The 19,581-nt window shown below is 50.1% G+C and carries 16 protein-coding genes and 1 pseudogene; 11 read left to right on the forward strand and 6 right to left on the reverse strand.

All coding sequences use genetic code 11. The annotated features are described in order from the left end of the window. Positions 1-20 precede the first annotated feature (20 nt). From BS639_RS05250 to BS639_RS05265, 4 genes are all read left to right on the forward strand, one after another. Positions 21-1,946: a bifunctional 5-dehydro-2-deoxygluconokinase/5-dehydro-2-deoxyphosphogluconate aldolase gene (locus BS639_RS05250; RefSeq protein ID WP_084982416.1), complete on the forward strand. Its 1,926-nt coding sequence runs from the start codon at positions 21-23 to the stop codon at positions 1,944-1,946. A 422-nt stretch (positions 1,947-2,368) separates the two neighbouring features. After that, positions 2,369-3,874 (forward strand): CoA-acylating methylmalonate-semialdehyde dehydrogenase, encoded by a 1,506-nt coding sequence (locus tag BS639_RS05255; protein WP_084982417.1) that lies wholly within the window; start codon positions 2,369-2,371, stop codon positions 3,872-3,874. 25 nt (positions 3,875-3,899) lie between these two features. Continuing rightward, positions 3,900-4,721, forward strand: a complete 822-nt coding sequence (iolB, locus tag BS639_RS05260) for a 5-deoxy-glucuronate isomerase (RefSeq protein ID WP_055781305.1) — start codon at positions 3,900-3,902, stop codon at positions 4,719-4,721. An 82-nt stretch (positions 4,722-4,803) separates the two neighbouring features. Further along, the gene (locus tag BS639_RS05265; RefSeq protein ID WP_084982418.1) at positions 4,804-5,601 is read left to right on the forward strand and encodes a TIM barrel protein; all 798 of its coding nucleotides are present in this window, start codon (positions 4,804-4,806) and stop codon (positions 5,599-5,601) included. Positions 5,602-5,734: 133 nt separating this feature from the next. On the opposite strand, the gene BS639_RS05270 is transcribed toward BS639_RS05265, so the two are convergent. Both BS639_RS05270 and BS639_RS05275 read right to left on the reverse strand, forming a co-directional pair. After that, positions 5,735-6,571, reverse strand: coding sequence for a MurR/RpiR family transcriptional regulator (locus BS639_RS05270; RefSeq protein ID WP_084982419.1), 837 nt, complete (start codon positions 6,569-6,571; stop codon positions 5,735-5,737). A gap of 424 nt (positions 6,572-6,995) precedes the next feature. Continuing rightward, on the reverse strand, positions 6,996-7,403 hold the full coding sequence (locus BS639_RS05275) for an InvB/SpaK family type III secretion system chaperone (protein WP_055781294.1): 408 nt from the start codon (positions 7,401-7,403) through the stop codon (positions 6,996-6,998). Positions 7,404-7,520: 117 nt separating this feature from the next. Between BS639_RS05275 and BS639_RS05280 the strand changes: the two genes are divergently transcribed. Then, entirely contained in the window at positions 7,521-7,988 is a 468-nt protein-coding gene (locus tag BS639_RS05280; RefSeq protein WP_055781291.1) for a DUF3237 family protein, read from the forward strand. 26 nt (positions 7,989-8,014) lie between these two features. On the opposite strand, the gene BS639_RS05285 is transcribed toward BS639_RS05280, so the two are convergent. Further along, positions 8,015-8,905, reverse strand: coding sequence for a serine hydrolase domain-containing protein (locus BS639_RS05285; RefSeq protein WP_084982420.1), 891 nt, complete (start codon positions 8,903-8,905; stop codon positions 8,015-8,017). Between the two features lie 159 nt (positions 8,906-9,064). On the opposite strand from BS639_RS05285, the gene BS639_RS05290 reads away from it, so the two are divergent. Both BS639_RS05290 and BS639_RS05295 read left to right on the forward strand, forming a co-directional pair. Further along, positions 9,065-10,090 (forward strand): iron-containing redox enzyme family protein, encoded by a 1,026-nt coding sequence (locus BS639_RS05290; RefSeq protein WP_084982421.1) that lies wholly within the window; start codon positions 9,065-9,067, stop codon positions 10,088-10,090. A 55-nt stretch (positions 10,091-10,145) separates the two neighbouring features. Continuing rightward, entirely contained in the window at positions 10,146-11,048 is a 903-nt protein-coding gene (locus BS639_RS05295) for a DMT family transporter (RefSeq protein WP_084982422.1), read from the forward strand. A 44-nt stretch (positions 11,049-11,092) separates the two neighbouring features. Here the strand turns inward: BS639_RS05295 and BS639_RS05300 are convergent, their stop codons facing one another. Next, positions 11,093-12,850, reverse strand: a complete 1,758-nt coding sequence (locus BS639_RS05300) for an SgrR family transcriptional regulator (protein ID WP_084982423.1) — start codon at positions 12,848-12,850, stop codon at positions 11,093-11,095. A 145-nt stretch (positions 12,851-12,995) separates the two neighbouring features. Here BS639_RS05300 and BS639_RS05305 point away from each other — a divergent pair, with 145 nt between their 5' ends. From BS639_RS05305 to BS639_RS05320, 4 genes and pseudogenes are all read left to right on the forward strand, one after another. After that, positions 12,996-13,820: a shikimate 5-dehydrogenase gene (locus BS639_RS05305; protein ID WP_084982424.1), complete on the forward strand. Its 825-nt coding sequence runs from the start codon at positions 12,996-12,998 to the stop codon at positions 13,818-13,820. A gap of 92 nt (positions 13,821-13,912) precedes the next feature. Further along, a pseudogene (locus BS639_RS05310) lies at positions 13,913-14,968 on the forward strand (fructose-specific PTS transporter subunit EIIC); the annotation flags it as partial. 66 nt (positions 14,969-15,034) lie between these two features. After that, positions 15,035-15,595 carry a VOC family protein gene (locus tag BS639_RS05315; RefSeq protein WP_084982425.1) on the forward strand — a complete coding sequence of 187 codons (561 nt, stop codon included), beginning with the start codon at positions 15,035-15,037 and terminating at the stop codon, positions 15,593-15,595. A 263-nt stretch (positions 15,596-15,858) separates the two neighbouring features. Beyond that, entirely contained in the window at positions 15,859-17,067 is a 1,209-nt protein-coding gene (locus BS639_RS05320; protein WP_084982426.1) for an aldose 1-epimerase family protein, read from the forward strand. A 135-nt stretch (positions 17,068-17,202) separates the two neighbouring features. On the opposite strand, the gene proA is transcribed toward BS639_RS05320, so the two are convergent. Continuing rightward, positions 17,203-18,456 carry a glutamate-5-semialdehyde dehydrogenase gene (gene proA / locus BS639_RS05325; protein ID WP_084982427.1) on the reverse strand — a complete coding sequence of 418 codons (1,254 nt, stop codon included), beginning with the start codon at positions 18,454-18,456 and terminating at the stop codon, positions 17,203-17,205. A 9-nt stretch (positions 18,457-18,465) separates the two neighbouring features. Further along, positions 18,466-19,569 (reverse strand): glutamate 5-kinase, encoded by a 1,104-nt coding sequence (gene proB / locus BS639_RS05330; RefSeq protein WP_055781260.1) that lies wholly within the window; start codon positions 19,567-19,569, stop codon positions 18,466-18,468. Between the last annotated feature and the right edge of the window lie 12 nt (positions 19,570-19,581).

Below are 19,581 nucleotides of genomic sequence, written 5' to 3' on the forward strand. Positions count from 1 at the left end.
CTTGGGTTGAGGATAGGAAGATGAATAACATGCAAAAGAAACTGGATGTAATCTGTTTGGGACGCATCGCCGTCGATCTGTACGGGCAGCAAATTGGTGCACGTCTGGAAGACGTCGGCACCTTTGCCAAATATCTCGGCGGTTCGTCAGGCAATGTGGCGTATGGCACAGCAATTCAGGGATTACGCGCCGGCATGCTGGCGCGCGTCGGCGATGAGCATATGGGCCGGTTCCTGCGCGAAGAGTTGATCCGCGTGGGCGTCGACACCCAGAGTTTGATAACCGATAAGGAGAGGCTTACTGGTCTCGTGTTGTTAGGGATTAAAGATCAAGACACGTTTCCGCTGATCTTTTACCGCGATAACTGTGCCGATATGGCGCTGACGCCGGAAGACATTGATGAAGACTACATTGCCTCATCGCGCGCGCTGGCGGTGACGGGCACTCACCTTTCCCATACTCAAACCCGTCAAGCGGTATTGAAGGCGCTAGAATACGCCCAAAAACATGGCCTGCGCCGTGCACTCGATATCGACTACCGTCCGGTTCTGTGGGGGCTGACCTCGCTGGGCGACGGCGAAACCCGCTTTGTCTCTTCTGAAAAAGTGACCCGCGAAATTCAGGAAGTGCTTCATCACTTCGACCTGATCGTGGGTACAGAAGAGGAGTTCCACATTGCCGGTGGCAGCACCGACACCCTTACCGCGTTAAAACGCGTGCGTGAACAAACCGATGCCACATTGGTGTGCAAACGTGGCGCGTTGGGATGCTCGGTATTCGAACAGCAGATCCCCTCTTCGTGGGAAGAGGTGAAACTGCACTCCGGCGTTCGTGTAGAGGTGCTTAACGTATTAGGCGCAGGCGACGCGTTTATGTCAGGTTTGCTACGCGGATATCTAAATGACGAAGGCTGGGAGCAGGCGTGCCGCTACGCCAATGCCTGCGGTGCACTGGTCGTTTCACGACACGGCTGCGCACCGGCCATGCCGACCAAAAAAGAGCTTGATGACTATTTGCTGCGCGATAAGTCAGTGCCTCAGCCTGATAAAGACGCTCGCCTGAATCATCTGCATCGAGTAACCACCCGCAAACAACAGTGGCCTGAGCTGTGTATCTTTGCCTTTGACCACCGCAAGCAGCTAGTCGATATGGCGCAGGAAGTGGGCGCTGATGTCAATGAGATCCCGCGCTTAAAAGTACTGTTGCTGGAAGGCGCACGTCAGGCCGCTCAGGAAGCCGGTTTGCACAACAACAGCGGGATTTTGGCTGACACGACGTTCGGGCAAAATGCCCTCAATGCAATTACCGGTGAGGGATGGTGGATTGGCCGACCGATTGAACAGCCAAGTTCGCGTCCGCTGCGTCTGGAGCACGGTAATATTGGTTCACAGCTAATCGACTGGCCGCTAGAGCACGTGGTGAAATGCCTGATGTTCTATCATCCAAAAGATGATCCGGCGCTGCGTGAAGAACAGGAGGCGCTGGCTCTGGAGGTGTATCAGGCGTGCTGCAAATCAGGTCACGAACTGCTGCTGGAAATCATTCTACCTGCTGATAATTCGGACCAGGACGAGAAGTATTATGCACAAACCGTGGAGCGTTTTTATACACTGGGGGTACAGCCAGACTGGTGGAAACTTCCAGCGCAGACCGTTGCAAACTGGAAGGTCATTAGCCAGTTGATCGATGAAAACGATCCTGAGTGCCGCGGTATATTGATTCTTGGTCTTGATGCGCCAGAATCAACCCTGAAGGCAGGTTTCGCGGCCGCGGCCGATATTCCGTGGGTTAAAGGCTTTGCCGTAGGCCGTACTATTTTCGGTGACGCCTCCCGTCAGTGGCTGGCTAACAAATTTGATGACCAACGATTGATTGATGACGTGAAGCAACGCTACCTCACGTTGATTAAATATTGGCGTGAGCACCGTCCTGCAAGTCACCGCTAAACGCCCCTTCCCCTCAGGCCATAAAAACCGCCGGAGGGGATTTCTTAATGTCACGCCTCTTATGTTGCTGCGGAATTGACAGACACCCCCGCATAATGAAATGTTTGTGCTGAAAAAATGAAATAAATAAGGACACCATTTCGTTTCAATACCCTCAGATTTTATCACGCTTCCGTTTTCGCCATTAAGGCCTGGATTTTAAAAATTAATCTTTTAAATCATATAAATACAAATAATTAATTTTTAAGATTTTTATGAAACACTGGAGTTAAGCATTAAAATCCCGCCTCAGATCACAGAAATATAAATTCCATTAAATTTAATTTGAAACATTTAATTCAAAGTAATAAAGTAATTTCTGACAGGCAACCCCTTAGCAGGGTCCAGAAAACTCATCAAGGTTCTGAGGTAAGGTAGAGAAGATGGAAACAATTGCGAATTTCATAAACGGCCAGCGCTCAACGAGCAGCAGCAAAGAAACACTTCCCGTCACCAATCCGGCTACTGGTCAGGTTATCCGTCAGGTCACCCAAAGTACCGACCAGGAAGTGTTGCAGGCGATTGAGCATGCGCACAAAGCTTTCCCCGCTTGGGCTAAAACTCCGCCACTGCGCCGCGCACGCATTCTTTTCGAGTTTAAAGCCTTAATCGAAAAAAATCGTGAAGAGTTGGCGGAGCTGATTGTCAGCGAACACGGCAAAGTTTATTCCGATGCGCTAGGCGAGTTGACGCGCGGTCTTGAAGTCGTTGAATTTGCCTGCGGTATTCCACACTTGCTGAAGGGTGAGTATTCCAACACCGTCGGCACCGGTGTAGACAGCTTCTCGGTGATGCAGCCGCTGGGCGTAGTCGCCGGCATTACGCCATTCAACTTCCCGGCGATGGTGCCAATGTGGATGTTCCCAGTAGCCTTGGCCTGCGGCAATACTTTTATTCTTAAACCACCGGCTCCTGCACCTTCTGCTTCACTGCGCTTGGCTGAACTGCTCAAAGAGGCTGGATTACCAGACGGCGTTTTCAACGTTATTCACTGTGGTAATGAAGCCGCCAGCCTGCTGACCCGCGATGAACGTATTCAGGCCGTAAGCTTCGTAGGTTCTTCTGCAGTAGCTCAACATATTTACGCCACTGCCAGCGCCCATGGCAAACGCGTTCAGGCCTTTGGTGCAGCGAAAAATCACGCCATTGTCATGCCCGATGCCGACTTAGATGCCACCGTGCAGGCCATTATGGGCGGTGCGTTTGGTTCAGCAGGCGAACGCTGCATGGCGTTGCCGATTGTGGTTGCGGTAGGTGATGACACTGCCGACAAACTGATCGCCAAATTGACACCGCTGGTCAATGCACTGCGCATTGGACCGGGCAACTTGCGCGGTAAAGAAGAAAATGAAATGGGTCCGGTTATCTCGAAAGCCCACCAAACTAAAGTTTTGGGCTATATCGATCAGGGCGTTGCAGAAGGTGCCAAACTGGTTATCGATGGCAGAAATCATCAGGTTGAAGGTCATCCAGAAGGTTTCTACGTGGGCGGCACGCTGTTTGATAACGTCACCACTGACATGAAAATCTACCGCGAAGAGATTTTTGGACCAGTATTGGGCATTGTCCGCGAGAAAGATTTCGAGTCTGCGCTAAACACGGTTAACGGCCACGAATTTGGCAATGGCAGCGCCATTTTTACCACTAACGGCCATTACGCACGTGAATTTGTACAAAACGTTGAAGCCGGCATGGTCGGCGTCAACATCCCGGTTCCTGTTCCGGTTGCCTTCCACTCATTTGGCGGCTGGAAACGTTCTGTGTTTGGCGCACTGAACGTTCATGGGCCCGACGGCGTGCGCTTCTATACCCGCATGAAAACCGTCACCACCCGCTGGCCAACCGGACAGCACACGGTTGCCGAATTTAGCATGCCCACTTTGGGTTAAAAATTTTCAACACAAGGAGAGGGACATGACCCGCTTGCTCAGTAAGTACGCACCGTCGCAAGACGGGCGTATCCAACACATTACGCCGGAAAGTGCAGGCTGGAAATATGTTGGTTTTGACGTCTATCAGCTTGAAGAGGGTCAGACACTGACCCTGCCTGCGGATGATAAAGAGCGCTGCCTGGTGCTGGTCTCGGGAAAGGCAAGCGTGGTCACTCCGACTGAGACGTTTGCCCATATTGGCGAACGCATGAGCCCCTTTGAACGTATTCCGGCGTGGTCGGTTTATGTACCACACAATATTCACGCCGAGGTACAGGCGGAAACTGCGCTGGAGCTGGCAGTATGTAGCGCACCGGGTTTTGGCAACCTTCCCGCTCGCCTAATCGCCCCGAAAGATGTAGGTGTTGAGCAGCGTGGTAAAGGACGTAATAAGCGCTTGGTGCACAATATTTTACCCGACGACCAACCGGCAGACAGTCTTTTGGTGGTAGAAGTCTATACCGATGAAGGTGCCACCAGCTCCTACCCCAGCCACAAGCACGATACGCCGGTAGAGGGTAAAGAGACGTATCTTGAAGAGACCTATTATCACCGTTTTGATCCGCCTCAGGGCTTTGCACTGCATCGGGTTTATACCGACGACCGCAGCCTCGACGAGTGCATGGCCCCTTACGACAGGGACGTGGTGCAGGTTCCCCGCGGTTACCATCCGGTGGCGACCATCGCCGGTTATGACAACTACTATCTAAACGTCATGGCAGGGCCAGAGCGTAAGTGGCAGTTCACCTGGGAGAACGATCATGCTTGGGTAAACTCAGATAACTATCCGAGAAATAAGAACTAATCAGTTGACTTAACGCCTTACCTCACACTTACAAGCAGCCTCAGGGCTGCTTTTTTAACAATGTTGGATTAGGAAAACGACGATGTTTGCTCTTAACGCCTCCCCTTTTCAACTGGCGGTATGCGCCGAAATGGTTTTTCTCGATCTGCCCTTTGTTGAGCGGGTAAAGCGCATTCATCAGGCAGGATTTGCAGTAGAAATATGGGACTGGACACAAAAAGATATTGACGCGCTGGCCGCCACCGGAGCCCGTTTTACCTCCATGACCGGTTATATCGACGGCAACCTGCTTGACGATGATCAAATTGGACGCCTGCTGGAGAGCGCCCAGGCCTCAATTGAGGTGGCAAAACGCCTTGATTGCCCGAGTCTTAATTTGCACGGCACCGGACTGGACAAGCAAGGTCTGCCGATTAAACCCCTTAGCGAAGTAACAGGGGCGATGTGGATTAGAGCCTACAAAACGCTGTGTGAAATTGCGAAATTGGGCGAGCGCCATCAGAAGGTGTTTCTGCTTGAGAACCTCAATACTCAGGTGGACCACCCAGGCACGCCTTTCGCGCGCGTGCAGGACACGCTAACCCTGATTTCAGCGGTGGACAGCCCTTGGCTAAAGATGAATTTGGACCTGTATCATGCGCAAATAGGTGAAGGGAATTTGATTGAACTGATCCGTCATTCGGCACCGTATATTGGTGAAATTCAGGTGGCCGACGTTCCTGGTCGCCAAGAACCTGGCACCGGTGAAATCAACTACCCGGCGATTGCCAACGCTCTGTACGCGATCGGTTATCGCGGCGTGGTTGGCATGGAGGCGTGGGCATCGGGGGATTCCAATAAAGCGATTGAGCGCTTTTTAAGGGCGTTTTCAGTGAGATGATAATTTTTTATTTCAATTTTTTTGTAGGTCAAGGGTGTGTGCTGCGCACGCTGAGCCGCCGCCCAGTGCCCACAGCGCATGCATTTTCCCCTGAAAGCCCTTGACCTTAATCTCAAGAATTTGAATCTAAGAATCAATCCGCGTGATTCAACGCCAAAGACACCGCCAAAGTTTGCGCCAAACACATCGATGCAACCTGCGAACGAAAACCGTCAAGCTGGGCTTCGCGTACCACAAAACACACGTCACTGAATGCCGCCAGTGGGCTGACTTGGCTGTCAGTAATGGCTATTTGACGCGCACCACGGCGGGCACCAAGCTGAACCAGCTCCATCGCTTCGCTGGCATAGGGAGAATAACTGATGGCGATTACCACATCTTTTGGACTCACCATGCTTAATTGCTCGGAGAACATGCCGCCCAACCCATCAATCAGAAAGGCGCGGCGCTCAAGATGGCGCAGTGCATAGGTCAGATAACTGGCCACGCTGAAAGAGCGGCGCAAACCGATGATATAGATATTGTCCGCTTGCGACAGCATCGCAATTGCCTCGTTAAGCTGCTCGGCGCTGATTTGCGTCGGTAACTGTTGCAGCGCCTGGGCGTTGACCATTGAGAACATATTCAGAACTTCATCAGGTTTTTCAGGCGCAGCGCCACCGTCTTCAGCACTAGATTGACGAGATAAACGCGCCCTTTCGGTATAGCTGACGGTCTCTTCCATCAGATGCTGACGAAATACCTGTTTCATTTCATTGAAACCGCTAAAACCAAACGCACTGGCAAAACGTATCAACGTTGAAGGTGGCACGTCGGCCCGCTGAGCAATAGATGCCACCGTATCAAACGCTACGCTATTGCTATTATCAAGAATATAACGAGCCACCTGCTTAAGACGCTTGCTCAGACTGTCGTAACGGTTACGGATGTCTTCCTGTAAAATAGACAATTGAGTTGAATGTTTCGACACGGGTCATCGTCCTTTATAAAACATGGTACTGAATGCTACAGTCTAACAAAGTGAACAAAAAATTTCATTTTATTAGACCCTGAGTCGCATTCCACTATGAACATCGTTGTTTATCAGGGAAGCTCAACGGCTAGTACACGCCTTAAGACTGTCAACGTTGTCTTTACCCTTTCATCTGCCAAAGGTCACCCTCCCAATCAGTCTGACTGAACTGCTCATTTTAACGGGCCCACGGCCCACTAAAGACGTGTTAGCAATGGCGTACATACACAACCTCATCCGTTTTTAGCCGCTATATGACATACACTGTGCACAAAACGAAAAAAACAATCCATTTTTATATCTAATGAAAAACTAATATCGTGATAGCCATCAAACTTAATGATGGAGGAATATTAAGGCAGTACAGGTCATTTTCGGCATGCTACTTCGATTGGCTGAAGCGTTCGCTCAATCGTAGGCAAAGCACGTAGAAGGCCTCAAGCAGAGCTTCAAGATTTGCCTCCTCGTCAAAGCAGGCGTCGTCCACCAACGCTTTCAACTCATAGCCTTCGCTGCCTAATCCCAGCACTGGCTGGCCAGTCACCACCCAGCAAATCGCCTCCTGCAACTCTTCCCACAGCTCGGTTCCCCAAGAAGAAAGCGTTGAACTGTCCATCCAGCTCAGAGAGCTCCATAGCCACAGCCTGTCGTCAATCACGGAGAAAAACAGGCTAGGAATATTGGAAAAACTGATCTCGATAGTAGAATGCGCATCGAACTGATGGGATTCAACGGGATATCCCATATTACTCAGGGTTTTACGCAAACGCTCTGCAATGTTGTAATGCATATACTCTATCCTTAGAATTCATAAATAATTAATGAAAAACAGCAACCTGCCACGGTGTACAAGCTAAATCGGTTCTGTCTTATTAACAGCTATAAATCGCTCAAATTTGGAGGGAAAATGCACCCTGAGCTTAAACACAGTTTTTCTGTCGAGATACGGGTTGATAAGCCAACAGTAATTAATGCCACCGCAGACGGGGGAAAACGCCAGCTTATTGCTATTCTGGAGGGAAAGGTTACCGGCAGAATAACCGGTTCAGTATTGCCGGGCGGCATTGATAGCCAAATCGTTCATTCCGATGGAACCTGCCACCTATCGGCGCGTTACGGCCTGCAAACCAGTCAAGGCTGTGTTTACATTGAAAACAACGGCATCCGTCGTATTCCTGAAGCATGGCGTAATAAATTATTTGAGGAAGACATGTCGTTCTTCAATCAGATCCCGCCTGAAGAAATCTATTTCAAAGCCGTGCCTAAGTTTGAAGTCTACAGTGAAACGCTGCGCTGGATGACCGAGTCAATTTTCGTCTGTATCGGACAACGCACCGCTGAGGGCGTTTCGCTAAATTTTTATGAAATTTTATAGGTAAGGATTTGCAGTCATGCTGTTGTTCATCCCCTGCTGGCAAGCCGCGCAGCATAAAATTCAGCAAGCCCTTCATCTATACCTTCGGTGAAACAGGCGACGGTAATCGGGTCTGCGCGGTCGGGAAAGTGATAGACTGCGTTGACACAAAAAGGCCCGGCACCTGAATGGCCGATTGCACGTTTTCCTTGATCTATTTTGCCGCTCATGAGTCCCAAACTGTAGCCACACTCGGTCCACGGCCTCCCGGGAATCGCACCGCCTAGGGGATAGCGTACCAGCATGTGCTCACGTATTTTATCACTAAGTAATTCACCGCTAAACAGTGCGTGTAAAATTTTAGCAGCGTCGTTTGCGGTCCCTGTCAGGCAGCCATGGTAGACCCAACCAGGGTGATACTGCGCGGCAGCTTGCCAATGCAGACTGGCAAACTGTTCTTGCGTAGTCGCCAGCTCAACGCTTTGTAAACCCAGCGGCGCGATAATGAGCTCATTCAGAAGGCTTGAAAAACTCCGCCCAGAAACGGACTCAAGATGTTCACGGGCCAGCATATAGCCAACGTTGGAGTAGGCCCAGCCCTCGCCCGGGGGAAACAGCGTGCCTTTCGCCTTTACTGCAGCCAAGAGTTTTTCTCGCGGCCAAGGCAACTGTCGGGCTGCAACATCGCGATGATAATCGGCAAGCTGCCCGTAGTCGGCAATACCGGCGGTATGCTGGAGCAGTTGACGCAGCGTATAGGCTTCACCGTCAAGGTGAGTATCGAGCTCAACCATGCCAGTGTCAGAAAGCTTCATAGCACAAATGGCAATAACGGTTTTGGTAAAACTCCAATAAGGAAAACGAGCCGCCGCGTGTGCACTTGTGTCTTGATGACCGTCACGCGTTATCCAGCTCCAATGAAACGTCTTATCTAACATATTCATTTCTCATTAATCAGACCTTATCGATTAAGTTAAACAATATTCTCACCCATGCCACCTAATATACTATAAAAAAACGAACATAATAATCTTTCTTCTGGCTAATAGGGTATGTAGGCTTACACTAAAAACATCCATAACAAAGAGGAGTTCATTATGTTTAACTTAGATGAAATTAAATCAACCATTAAAAATGACAGGTATAACTTCACGCAAAAAATTATTTCACATATCAACCAGCAGACTCCCTATAACATTAAAGAAAGTGACAGTGATATCGATAGAATACTAACAGAAGCTTATGATAAAAACGGTTTAGATGCGCAAAAAGTAGTTCAAAATGCATTATTTATGATTTACCAAATAAACTTATGCAGTCCATTATCTTCCACCGCCTTATTTCAATACGACCCTACTTTGCTGAGTATTAGGGGTAAAATTGAAACCCGCTGGCTTTCGCACGAGTTTACCAGCCTGCAAAGCCTTAACTTCTCCTCAAATTTTGAAACCTGCGCTGAATTCCTGATAAATCTTTGGAAAAACCACAACGCTTCCCATCACCCTTTGTTCGATTTTATAGAGAGCAAAGCGACAGAAGAACAACTTTATTTTTTCCTAAAAAGTGACAGCGCCCTTAACTTGCTCTTTTTCGATCTGGTCGCGTATACGCTTATTGGTGCACCACCGCAGACCCGAGGGACTATCTGTGAGAATATCTGGGATGAAATCGGTCACGGTGATAGTTATTTTACTCACGTAAATCTTTATAAAGACTTGCTTGAGAGGCGAAATATCGCCCTGCCAGAGAACCATTTTATTGAGCTGTATGGGGTGGAGGCGATTGCCGGACATAATGCTTTTATGCTCGGAGGCGTTAATCGTTGTCATTATTACAAGTTGCTTGGTGTAATGGCCATGACTGAAGTGCTCGACCCACCACAATATTCAAAGCTGGTAAAAGGCTGTGCGCGATTAGGATTGACGGCAAAGGATACTCATTATTATACCGAACACATCGACGTCGATATAAAACACGGTGAAGACTGGCTTTACAAGGTCATTAATGTCATTACCTTGCAGCAACCACAGGCAAGCAACGAGTTTTACCTTGGCAGTTTATTACGGCTAAATACTGCTGAAAGATATTATGACAACTTACTGAGTGAAATAAAAAAAATATAATCGACCTGCACACAAACACACATTTAGTGGCCTTATGGCCACTACAGGAAAAATAATGCCCTATTTATTATTGATTCTCGCGACACTTTTCTGGGGCGGGAATTATGTTGCCGGCCACATGCTGGTCAGCACTGTTAATCCTTATCTTTTAAGCCTCATTCGTTGGGGGCTCACCTCGGCGCTGATGTTTTCTCTCTATTGGAAAACCATAAAAAATGAGTGGCACTATTTAACAGAAAATATGCTTCTGAATTCACTCTACGCTTTTTTGGGGCAGGTTTGCTTTCCCCTCACCTTATATATCGGACTTCAGTACACCAGCTCCTTGAATGCCGCCCTCTATATTTCAGTAACGCCCTGTCTGGTTATCATCATAAATTTTTTCTTTTTTCACGAAAAAATCACCCGCAGGAATATAATCGGCGCCGTTGTCAGCACGGCTGGTGTAATCTATCTGGCTACTGCCAACGCCAGAGACGGCTCTTCGTTCTCAGCGTTTGGCATCGGTGATATTCTCACCATAATATCTGCACTAAGCTGGGCGTTTTACTGTGCATTATTAAGATTGAAAGATAAACGTGTGACTAACACCGCCTTTGTTGGCTTCTGCTCATTAATGGGTACGTTGATTCTGCTGCCCATCTATTTTGGATATCGCTTCTTTTCATATAATGACTCACTGTTAACTCAGGAGCCTAATTTCAGTACCGTTTTAGGCGTGCTTTATCTTGTGATATTCCCTTCATGGTTGGCTTATGTTTTTTGGAGCAAAGGGGTATCAATGCTAGGCACGACCCGCAGCGAGATATTTACCCATATTATCCCTGTTTCCGGCGGCCTGTTTAGCATCTTGTTATTAGGTGAAACCCTTCAAATCTATCATCTGATCTCACTCATCCTTATCACGTTTGGTATTGCTTGCTGCTCGGGGAAAAGTAAATTTGGACGATATGTTTAAAGTTTGTTATCCCCCGTGAGATAATGAAACCTTTTAATCTAGGCTTACTCCGGCTCCATCCAGGTCGTTTTAAAGTCAAACCAGCCAAGGTTATTAAGGTGAATACCCTGCGCCTGCTCGGGTCCTTTTAGCCGCATCCAATGGTGGAACAGCGGCTGTAGCCACCCCTCGCCCACCACGTTTTGCACCAACTGCTGTGAGCTTAAAGTCTGACTGCGCCACTGTTGTAACCATTCTAAAAACAACGGAATATTACCTCCAGACAGACTGTTTTTTAGCAGCGGCATGCCCAGCATCCATGCCCCCACGTTCCACTCTTCGGGTACCGCGAAGTTTACTGTTCCCAGCCATAGGTCAGCCTGAGCATCGCCGGTAGCCCAGCGCTCATAGTCAAGCTCAAGTATCTCAAGCTCGACCCCCTCGGCGGCAAGAATTGTCTTCATGTCATTGGCCAGCATCGTGTATTCAGGATGCTGTTCGTGATAGGCCAACCTCAATTTGGCAGGAAGATGCGGAGCCTGGGAAATTCCGGCATCCATGCAGTGAAACCACGAAGGCAGCAGGCTTCCGGTAGGCACCCAAAACTGGCGGATAGGCTCAATAAGCTGCTGAATTAATAAGTTTGGATTGAGCTTCTCGCGCAGCCAGCGGCGTTGCTCGATTGTCTTCCAATGGGTAGATCGACTGTCGCAGAGTAGGAAGTACCCGCCCCGTTCCAGAAACATTTCGCTCGAAAGGTCGGAAGGCTTCCCGGTAAAATTAACTGCGTGACCGGCAACGTAGTCCACATCACTAATACTTGAACTTAACCAGGCAGCGGACTGCGCAGGGACAGCATTCGTCGAGGAGGCGCTTTTATCCGTCAATGACAGCGTTGCCAGGTCAGGCCACATCAATACCTCAACTTCGTCCAGCAGCGCTCTGAATCCAAAATAGTGATCGAAAGCCTTCAATAACAGCCGCCAGTCGTTATTTTCACTGACCTGATAAGGCCCAGTTCCAATAGGCCGTGAAGCAAAATCACTGCGAGAAGCATGGTCTGCGGGCAAAATCATCGCCGCGGGATGAGACAATAAAAGAGGAAGCTGCGCATCTGGCTGAGTCAGTTCGACCACAACGCTTAGCGATCCACTTTGATAAATCTGCTTTATGTGAGAAAAAAGCGGCTGTAGCGCACAGCGGGTCAACGATGCCACCACGTCAAGACTCCCAAGTTCACGACCGTCATGAAACTGCACACCAGGACGCAGGTAAAAACGCCATTGAAGTGGGTCAATTTGTCGCCATTGATGCGCAAGGTCTTGCTCAACGCCGCCACTGTCCTCGTTGATACGCGTTAGTCCGTTAAAAATCTGTCGAACCAGATGCAACTCGGAACGTCTTAGCGGCGTCCCCGGATAAAGGTTAGGCATCGTTCGGTAGTAAGGCACTCTTATTGACTGATATTCATCGCGAATACTGTATCCAAGCTTACTACGCAGCAGTGAGGTCACCAGCTGTTTTTCATCGCCAAGCAGATTAATCGCCTCGTCAAAGTTGCCTTCATCCAACAGTTTATCGGCTTTTGCCACCAGCAGTTGATGGGCATTTCTTAGCAAGACCAGCTGCGAACGATGGCCACGACCGGCGACTGATTGCCAGTCAATCCACTGCAATTCCTGCATTTGAAGCAGCAGATTGCGCATGTGCCTTTTGCTGCAATGAAGTTGGTCCGCCAGCTCCTGTAGCGTGGTGCTCACCTTCTGCATCGGGAAAAAGTCCAGCAGGCGCAAATATTGCTGTTCAAGACGACGGCTTGGCATAAAAGAGGAACTCCAGACAGTAAAAGGCAGCAATTTTTAATATCACCTTTTTAGGGGATTATCTCTAAAATCGCAATAGCCGACGATCCGCATTTGTCTCGCCTCGGCCTGCGTATCATAAAAAAGTGAAATACAGGACTCTGTTATGACCAAACATTTGAACAAAGACACCATCATCTGCATGTCGCTCGCCGCCCGTCCGAGCAATTTCGGTACGCGTTTTCATAACTATCTCTACGACGCGTTGGATCTCGACTACTTGTACAAGGCGTTTACCACCCAAGACCTTAAAGGGGCCATAGGCGGCGTACGCGCATTAGGCATTCGCGGCTGTGCGATTTCAATGCCGTTCAAAGAAGAGTGTATTCCTATGCTCGATGAACTGGACGCTTCAGCCAAAGCCATTAACTCTGTAAATACTATCGTCAATACAGAGGGTTACCTCAAAGCCTACAATACCGACTATATCGCCATTGCCACCCTGCTCAAACAATATAAGGTTCCCAATGACTTCACCTTCGCCCTGCGCGGCAGCGGCGGCATGGCTAAAGCCGTGGCCTGTGCGCTTAAAGATGCTGGATTTACACAGGGCTTTATCATCGCCAAAAATGAAAAAACCGGTAGCGATCTGGCCAAACTTTACGGCTTTGAATGGCGTAAAGATATGACCGACCTCAAACCTGACTTGCTGATTAACGCCACACCCATTGGCATGGCGGGCGGCGAAGATGCCGACAAGCTTTCCTTCAGCGAGCAGCAGATCAATTCCGCACAGGTTATTTTTGAAGTGGTCGCCCTGCCTGCTGAAACGCCCTTAGTAAACTACGCAAAAAGTCAGAATAAAGCGGTGATTACCGGTTCTGAAGTTTTTGCGATTCAGGCGGTTGAGCAATTTGTTCTCTATACCGGCGTTCGCCCTAATGACGAACTGTTCCAACAAGCGGCTAAACATGCACGTCAAGGTGCATAGCGTCGTTGTTAAGCCTCAGTCTTTTATATAAAAAAACCTGTCGATACTTGTATCCGATGACATAAAAATAGAAGGCGTACCCTATGAATAAAGGCATTTATAAGCATCTCATGACTGGCGTTTCACATATGTTACCTCTGGTCGTCGCCGGAGGATTGTGCATCGCCCTTTCTTTTGTTTTTGGCATTCAAGCGTTTAAAGAGCAAGGTACGCTGGCTGCCGCCCTCATGGACATCGGCGGTAAGGCTGCCTTTGCCTTGATGGTGCCGGTGCTGGCGGGATACATCGCCTTTTCAATCGCCGACCGGCCAGGACTCGCACCGGGATTAGTCGGCGGCATGCTGGCAAGCCTGGGCGGAGCCGGCTTTTTAGGCGGCATTGTGGCTGGTTTTCTCGCCGGTTATACCGCTAAATTTTTGGTTGAAAAAGTCAAACTTCCCGCCGATATGGAAGCCTTAAAACCAGTATTAGTGGTGCCCTTATTGGCGACGCTGTTCACCGGTCTGGTCATGATTTATGTCGTCGGCGGTCCAGTAGCGGCGGCGATGAGCGCATTGACCACCTTCCTGGCGGGCATGACCACCGCCAATGCCGTCCTGTTGGGCGTGTTACTTGGCGTAATGCAGTGTTTCGATCTGGGTGGGCCGGTTAACAAAGCGGCCTACACCTTCGGCGTGGGACTTCTCGCCTCGCAAACCTATGGCCCGATGGCCGCAATTATGGCCGCAGGGATGGTTCCGGCACTGGGAATGGGTGTCGCGACCTGGTTGGCCAAATCCAAATTTACCCAATCCGAGCGTGAAGCAGGAAAAGCCTCATTTGTGCTCGGGCTGTGCTTTATCTCCGAGGGTGCGATCCCCTTTGCCGCGAGGGATCCGATGCGGGTTATCCCCTCAACGATGGCGGGCGGTGCTCTGGCGGGTGGCCTTTCAATGTTCTTTGGCTGCACGCTGATGGCGCCACACGGTGGGCTTTTTGTACTTGCCATCCCCCACGCTGTGGGCAATGTGGGGATGTATCTTCTGTCGATTGTTGCAGGAACAGGGGTGACGGGCGTGATGTATTCGGTATTAAAACCGGCAATGGTTGATGTTAAGGAGGAGGCAGAAGTGGCGGAAGGGACCTCCGCTTTTAGAGCGGGAAATTAGATCCTATCCACATTGCTGACTATGCTTAAGGATAAGCTTATATTTCAATACGGTAAGGAAAAAGCAATGATGGATAATAATCCAAAGAAACTCACCCGAGGCATCAATCACATTGGTCTGACAGTCCCTGATTTAGACCAGGCGACGACATTTTTTAAACAGGCACTGGATGCAAAGTTTGTTTATAACGGCCTGACAACCGACGATGAGCCGCGAAAAGGGGCAACAACGGAAAAACAGTTGGGCCTCTCATCGGGTGCGATGGTTATCAAACAACGTCTGCTACGCATCGGCAATGGTGCCAATCTGGAACTGTTTGAGATAATCAGTAACAGGCAGGCTTCTCCGGTAAGTCTTGAAGATATCGGCTGGAATCACATCTGTTTTTATGTGGATGACATTGAATATACGATTAAAAGCGTGACGTCTGCTGGCGGTACGCTTCTTTCACAGGTCCATGAAAACTCGCGCCATGAAGATACCGAAGGCAACGCTAGCGTTTACTTTAGAACGCCTTGGGGCAGCCTGGTAGAGTTACAGTCAATACCCAACGGCTACTACTATCCAGAAAACAACGAAGCCAAGACGTGGATCCCACAGGCAGAGTCTCGTGATAATAACCGCTGATCTTCTGCATAAATTTTAAACCCTCTACTTCAGGGATCGGAAAAGCTGAATCGATATCAGTTTTTCCGATCCCTACAATTATCACCCGCATTTTTTTATGTAATACCGTGTTCAGATCGTCATGAATCGTGATGTACCCCGCGTTTTAATCAACTTATTTACCCAAACATCCCGCAGGTGATACCCCTCACATATTTATCTCATTTAACTTTGTAGTCTGCCCTTGGTTTAAGCTAAATCAATTCAGCTAAAGGAAGAGAATAATGAAAAAGCGTATTCTGGCAGGGGTAATTCTGGCATTAATCAGCTCACAGGTGGCGGCAAAAAGTTGGATGCTGACCGATGCTGACACCAGTACTGAAAAGGGAGATTGGCAGATAAACAGTTCACAGCTGAAGTTAGGCAATGAGCCCTTCAGCATTCAACAAAAAGTGCTTCACGGCGGCAAGCAGGAAGGGTCAAAGGTTATCACTCTAACCAGTAAAAATGGCCTGACAATCATGCTAAGCCCGACACGAGGTATGGATCTGCTGCGTGTGACCGGCCACGGCGTTCGTCTCGGCTGGGATTCACCGGTGAACGAAGTGGTGAATCCTGCTTACATGAATCTTGAAAGCCGTAACGGCCTCGGCTGGCTGGAAGGTTTCAATGAGATGATGGTGCGCTGCGGATTCGAATGGACTGGTCACCCAGTGACTAAAGACGGCGTAATTTACACGCTGCACGGCAAGGCGGGAAACACGCCAGCTTCAAAAGTTGAAGTGATTGTTGATGACAAAGCGCCGCACGAAATCCGCATTCGCGGCCTGCTGAAGGAGCACACGTTTAAGAAAGCCAACCTCGAGACCTGGACCGAGCTCCGCTATGTGCCGGGCAGTGACTCTTTCACGATTCATGACGTATTAACCAATAAAGCAGACTATCCGCACGACTATCAGATTATCTATCACAGTAACTTCGGCACACCTATTCTTGAAGAAAATGCGCGATTTATTGCTCCACTGGCGTCAGTTTCACCGTTCAATGATTATGCTAAAAAAGGGTTAGACCACTGGGCAACCTACGGCGCGCCGACCAAAGACTTTGATGAAATGGTGTTTAACCTGAAGCCCAAAGCAGACAGCAACGGTAAAACAGTGGCCGCGGTGATTAACAGCAAAGGTGACAAGGGCGCATCGATTGAATTTGATACCCATCAGTTGCCGCTGCTCACTATGTGGAAAAATACTGACACATTGAAGCAAGGTTATGTTACCGGCATTGAACCCGGCACCAACTATGCGTATCCGGTCACTATCGAGAAAGAACAGGGGCGCGTTAAGCAACTTCAGGCGGGAGAAAGCACTGAATTTACACTGACCTATTCTTTGCTTAAAGATGCCGCTGCGGTTTCGAAAGTGGAACAGCGAGTGAAGGATATTCAGGGCAATGAGTCTATAAAAGTGGATGAGAAACCGATTGCCGTAGAGTAAGGCCGCACTCAATACCTCAGCAGCCACTACTGGTTTCATCTCAATTATTTTAATATCTGAAAAGAGAAAAACCGGTGTCGCATAATACTTCACCGGTTTTTTTAGCTTGAGGCAGAAGAATTAGGCCGTTAAGAGCTAAGGTCTCACCAAATCATCCCCATAACCGATCCACTTATAAGTGGTCAATGCTTCAAGGCCCATCGGGCCTCGGGCGTGGAGTTTTTGGGTACTTACCGCCACTTCAGCGCCGAGGCCAAATTGGCCGCCGTCGGTGAAGCGCGTGCTGGCGTTAACGTAGACCGCCGACGAGTCGACCTCATTCACAAAGCGCTCCGCGCTGCTTATTGAACGCGTCAAAATGGCGTCGGAATGCTCTGTGCCGTAGTGACGAATGTGCGCCACGGCGGCCTCGAGGTCTTCCACCACGGTGACGTTGAGATCCAATGACAGCCACTCGTCCTGATAGTCTTCGTCTTTCACTTCAACGACAGTGGCCGGTCCGTTTTTAAGCCAAGGCAACGCGGAAACGCTGGCGTGCAGAGTGACGCCCGCAGCATGCATCTTCTCGCTAAGCGCAGGCAGGAAGCGGCTGGCAATCGCTTCATGAACCAACAGCGTCTCGAGGCTGTTACAGGCACTCGGGCGCTGCACTTTGGCGCTTTCAATTACCGTCAGCGCTTTGTCGAAATCAACGCTTTCATCAACAAAGGTGTGACACACACCAATGCCGCCGGTGATGACCGGAATAGTCGACTGCTCGCGGCAGAGTTTATGCAGCGCAGCGCCACCGCGCGGAATAAGCATGTCGATGTATTTATCAAGGCGCAGCATCTCGGCCACCAGCGCGCGGTCGGGGCTTTGAATCGCCTGCACGGCGGCGCCAGGCAGTCCACACTGTTCAAGCGCTTTCTGAATAACGTTTACCGTCGCCAAATTAGTATGATGCGTCTCTTTGCCGCCGCGCAGAATAACGGCATTGCCCGTTTTCAGACACAGGCTGGCGACGTCTATAGTCACGTTGGGACGCGCTTCGTAAATCACGCCGACGACGCCAAGCGGCACGCGCCGACGTTGCAGTTTTAATCCGCTGTCCATCTGCGCGCCGTCGATCACTTGACCCACCGGGTCACTGAGACGGCACACGTCTCGCACGTCGTTGGCAATGGCGGTTAGGCGTGCGGGGGTCAACAACAGGCGGTCGAGCAGTGACTCTTTCATACCGTTTTCGCGCGCGGCGGCCATGTCGAGCTCGTTAGCCTGAATAATGCTCTGGCTGTTGGCCTCAAGCATGTCGGCAATCAGCATCAGCGCAGCATTTTTTTGCGCGGTGCTCAATGTAGAAAGCTGGTAAGACGCCAGTCTGGCGGCTTTGCCCATTTGCTCCAACATAATGACTCCTTAACTTACGATCATATCGTCGCGGTGAACGGCAACAGGACCGTATTCATATCCAAGAATGTCGTTGATCTGCTGGGAGTGTTGCCCGGCAATCATGCGCATTGCATCACTGTTATAGCGGCTAACGCCGTGTGCCAGATCGCGACCAGTCAGATTGCGGATGCGGATCACTTCGCCGCGCGAGAAATCACCTTTCACGTCGCGAATGCCTTTGGGCAGCAGCGAGCTTCCGCGCTCGAGCATCGCGGCAACGGCGCCGTCGTCAATGGTAATTTCACCGGCGGGTGGCGCGCCAAAGATCCAGCGTTTGCGGTTTTCTAGCGGGGTTTCCATGGCGTGGAAACGCGTACCGACTGAGTTACCGGCTATCACATCGCCAACTACGCCAGGCAGGCTGCCCGCGGCAATAATCGTGTCGATTCCGGCGCGGCATGCAATGTCGGCGGCCTGCAACTTAGTCGCCATACCGCCGGTGCCAAGCCCGGAGACGCTATCGCCGGCAATGCCGCGCAGTGCATCGTCGATACCGGTCACTTCGCGAATTAACTCCGCGTCGGGGTTAGTACGCGGATCGGCGGTAAACAGGCCCGGCTGGTCGGTCAACAGCAGCAGTTTATCGGCACCGGCCAAAATGGCGGCCAATGCGGAAAGATTGTCGTTATCGCCAACTTTAATTTCGGCGGTCGCCACGGCGTCGTTCTCGTTAATCACCGGCACGATGTGGTTATCGAGCAACGCATTCATGGTGTCGCGGGCGTTGAGAAAGCGTTCGCGGTCTTCGAGATCAGCACGGGTCAGCAGCATCTGCCCAATGTGGATGCCATAAATTGAGAACAGCTGTTCCCACAGTTGAATCAAACGGCTCTGCCCTACCGCCGCCAATAGCTGTTTGGAGGCGATGGTGGCGGGGAGTTCGGGGTAGCCAAGATGTTCGCGTCCGGCTGCAATGGCGCCAGAAGTGACGATAACAATGCGATGCCCTGCCGCATGTTGCTGGGCGCACTGACGCACCAGTTCAACAATGTGGGCACGGTTAAGGCGGCGTGAACCACCGGTGAGCACGCTGGTGCCCAGTTTTACAACCAACGTTTGGCTGCCACTCATAATCTTTCTGCC

Source organism: Rouxiella silvae (assembly GCF_002093625.1).
Classification (GTDB): Bacteria; Pseudomonadota; Gammaproteobacteria; order Enterobacterales; family Enterobacteriaceae; genus Rouxiella; species Rouxiella silvae.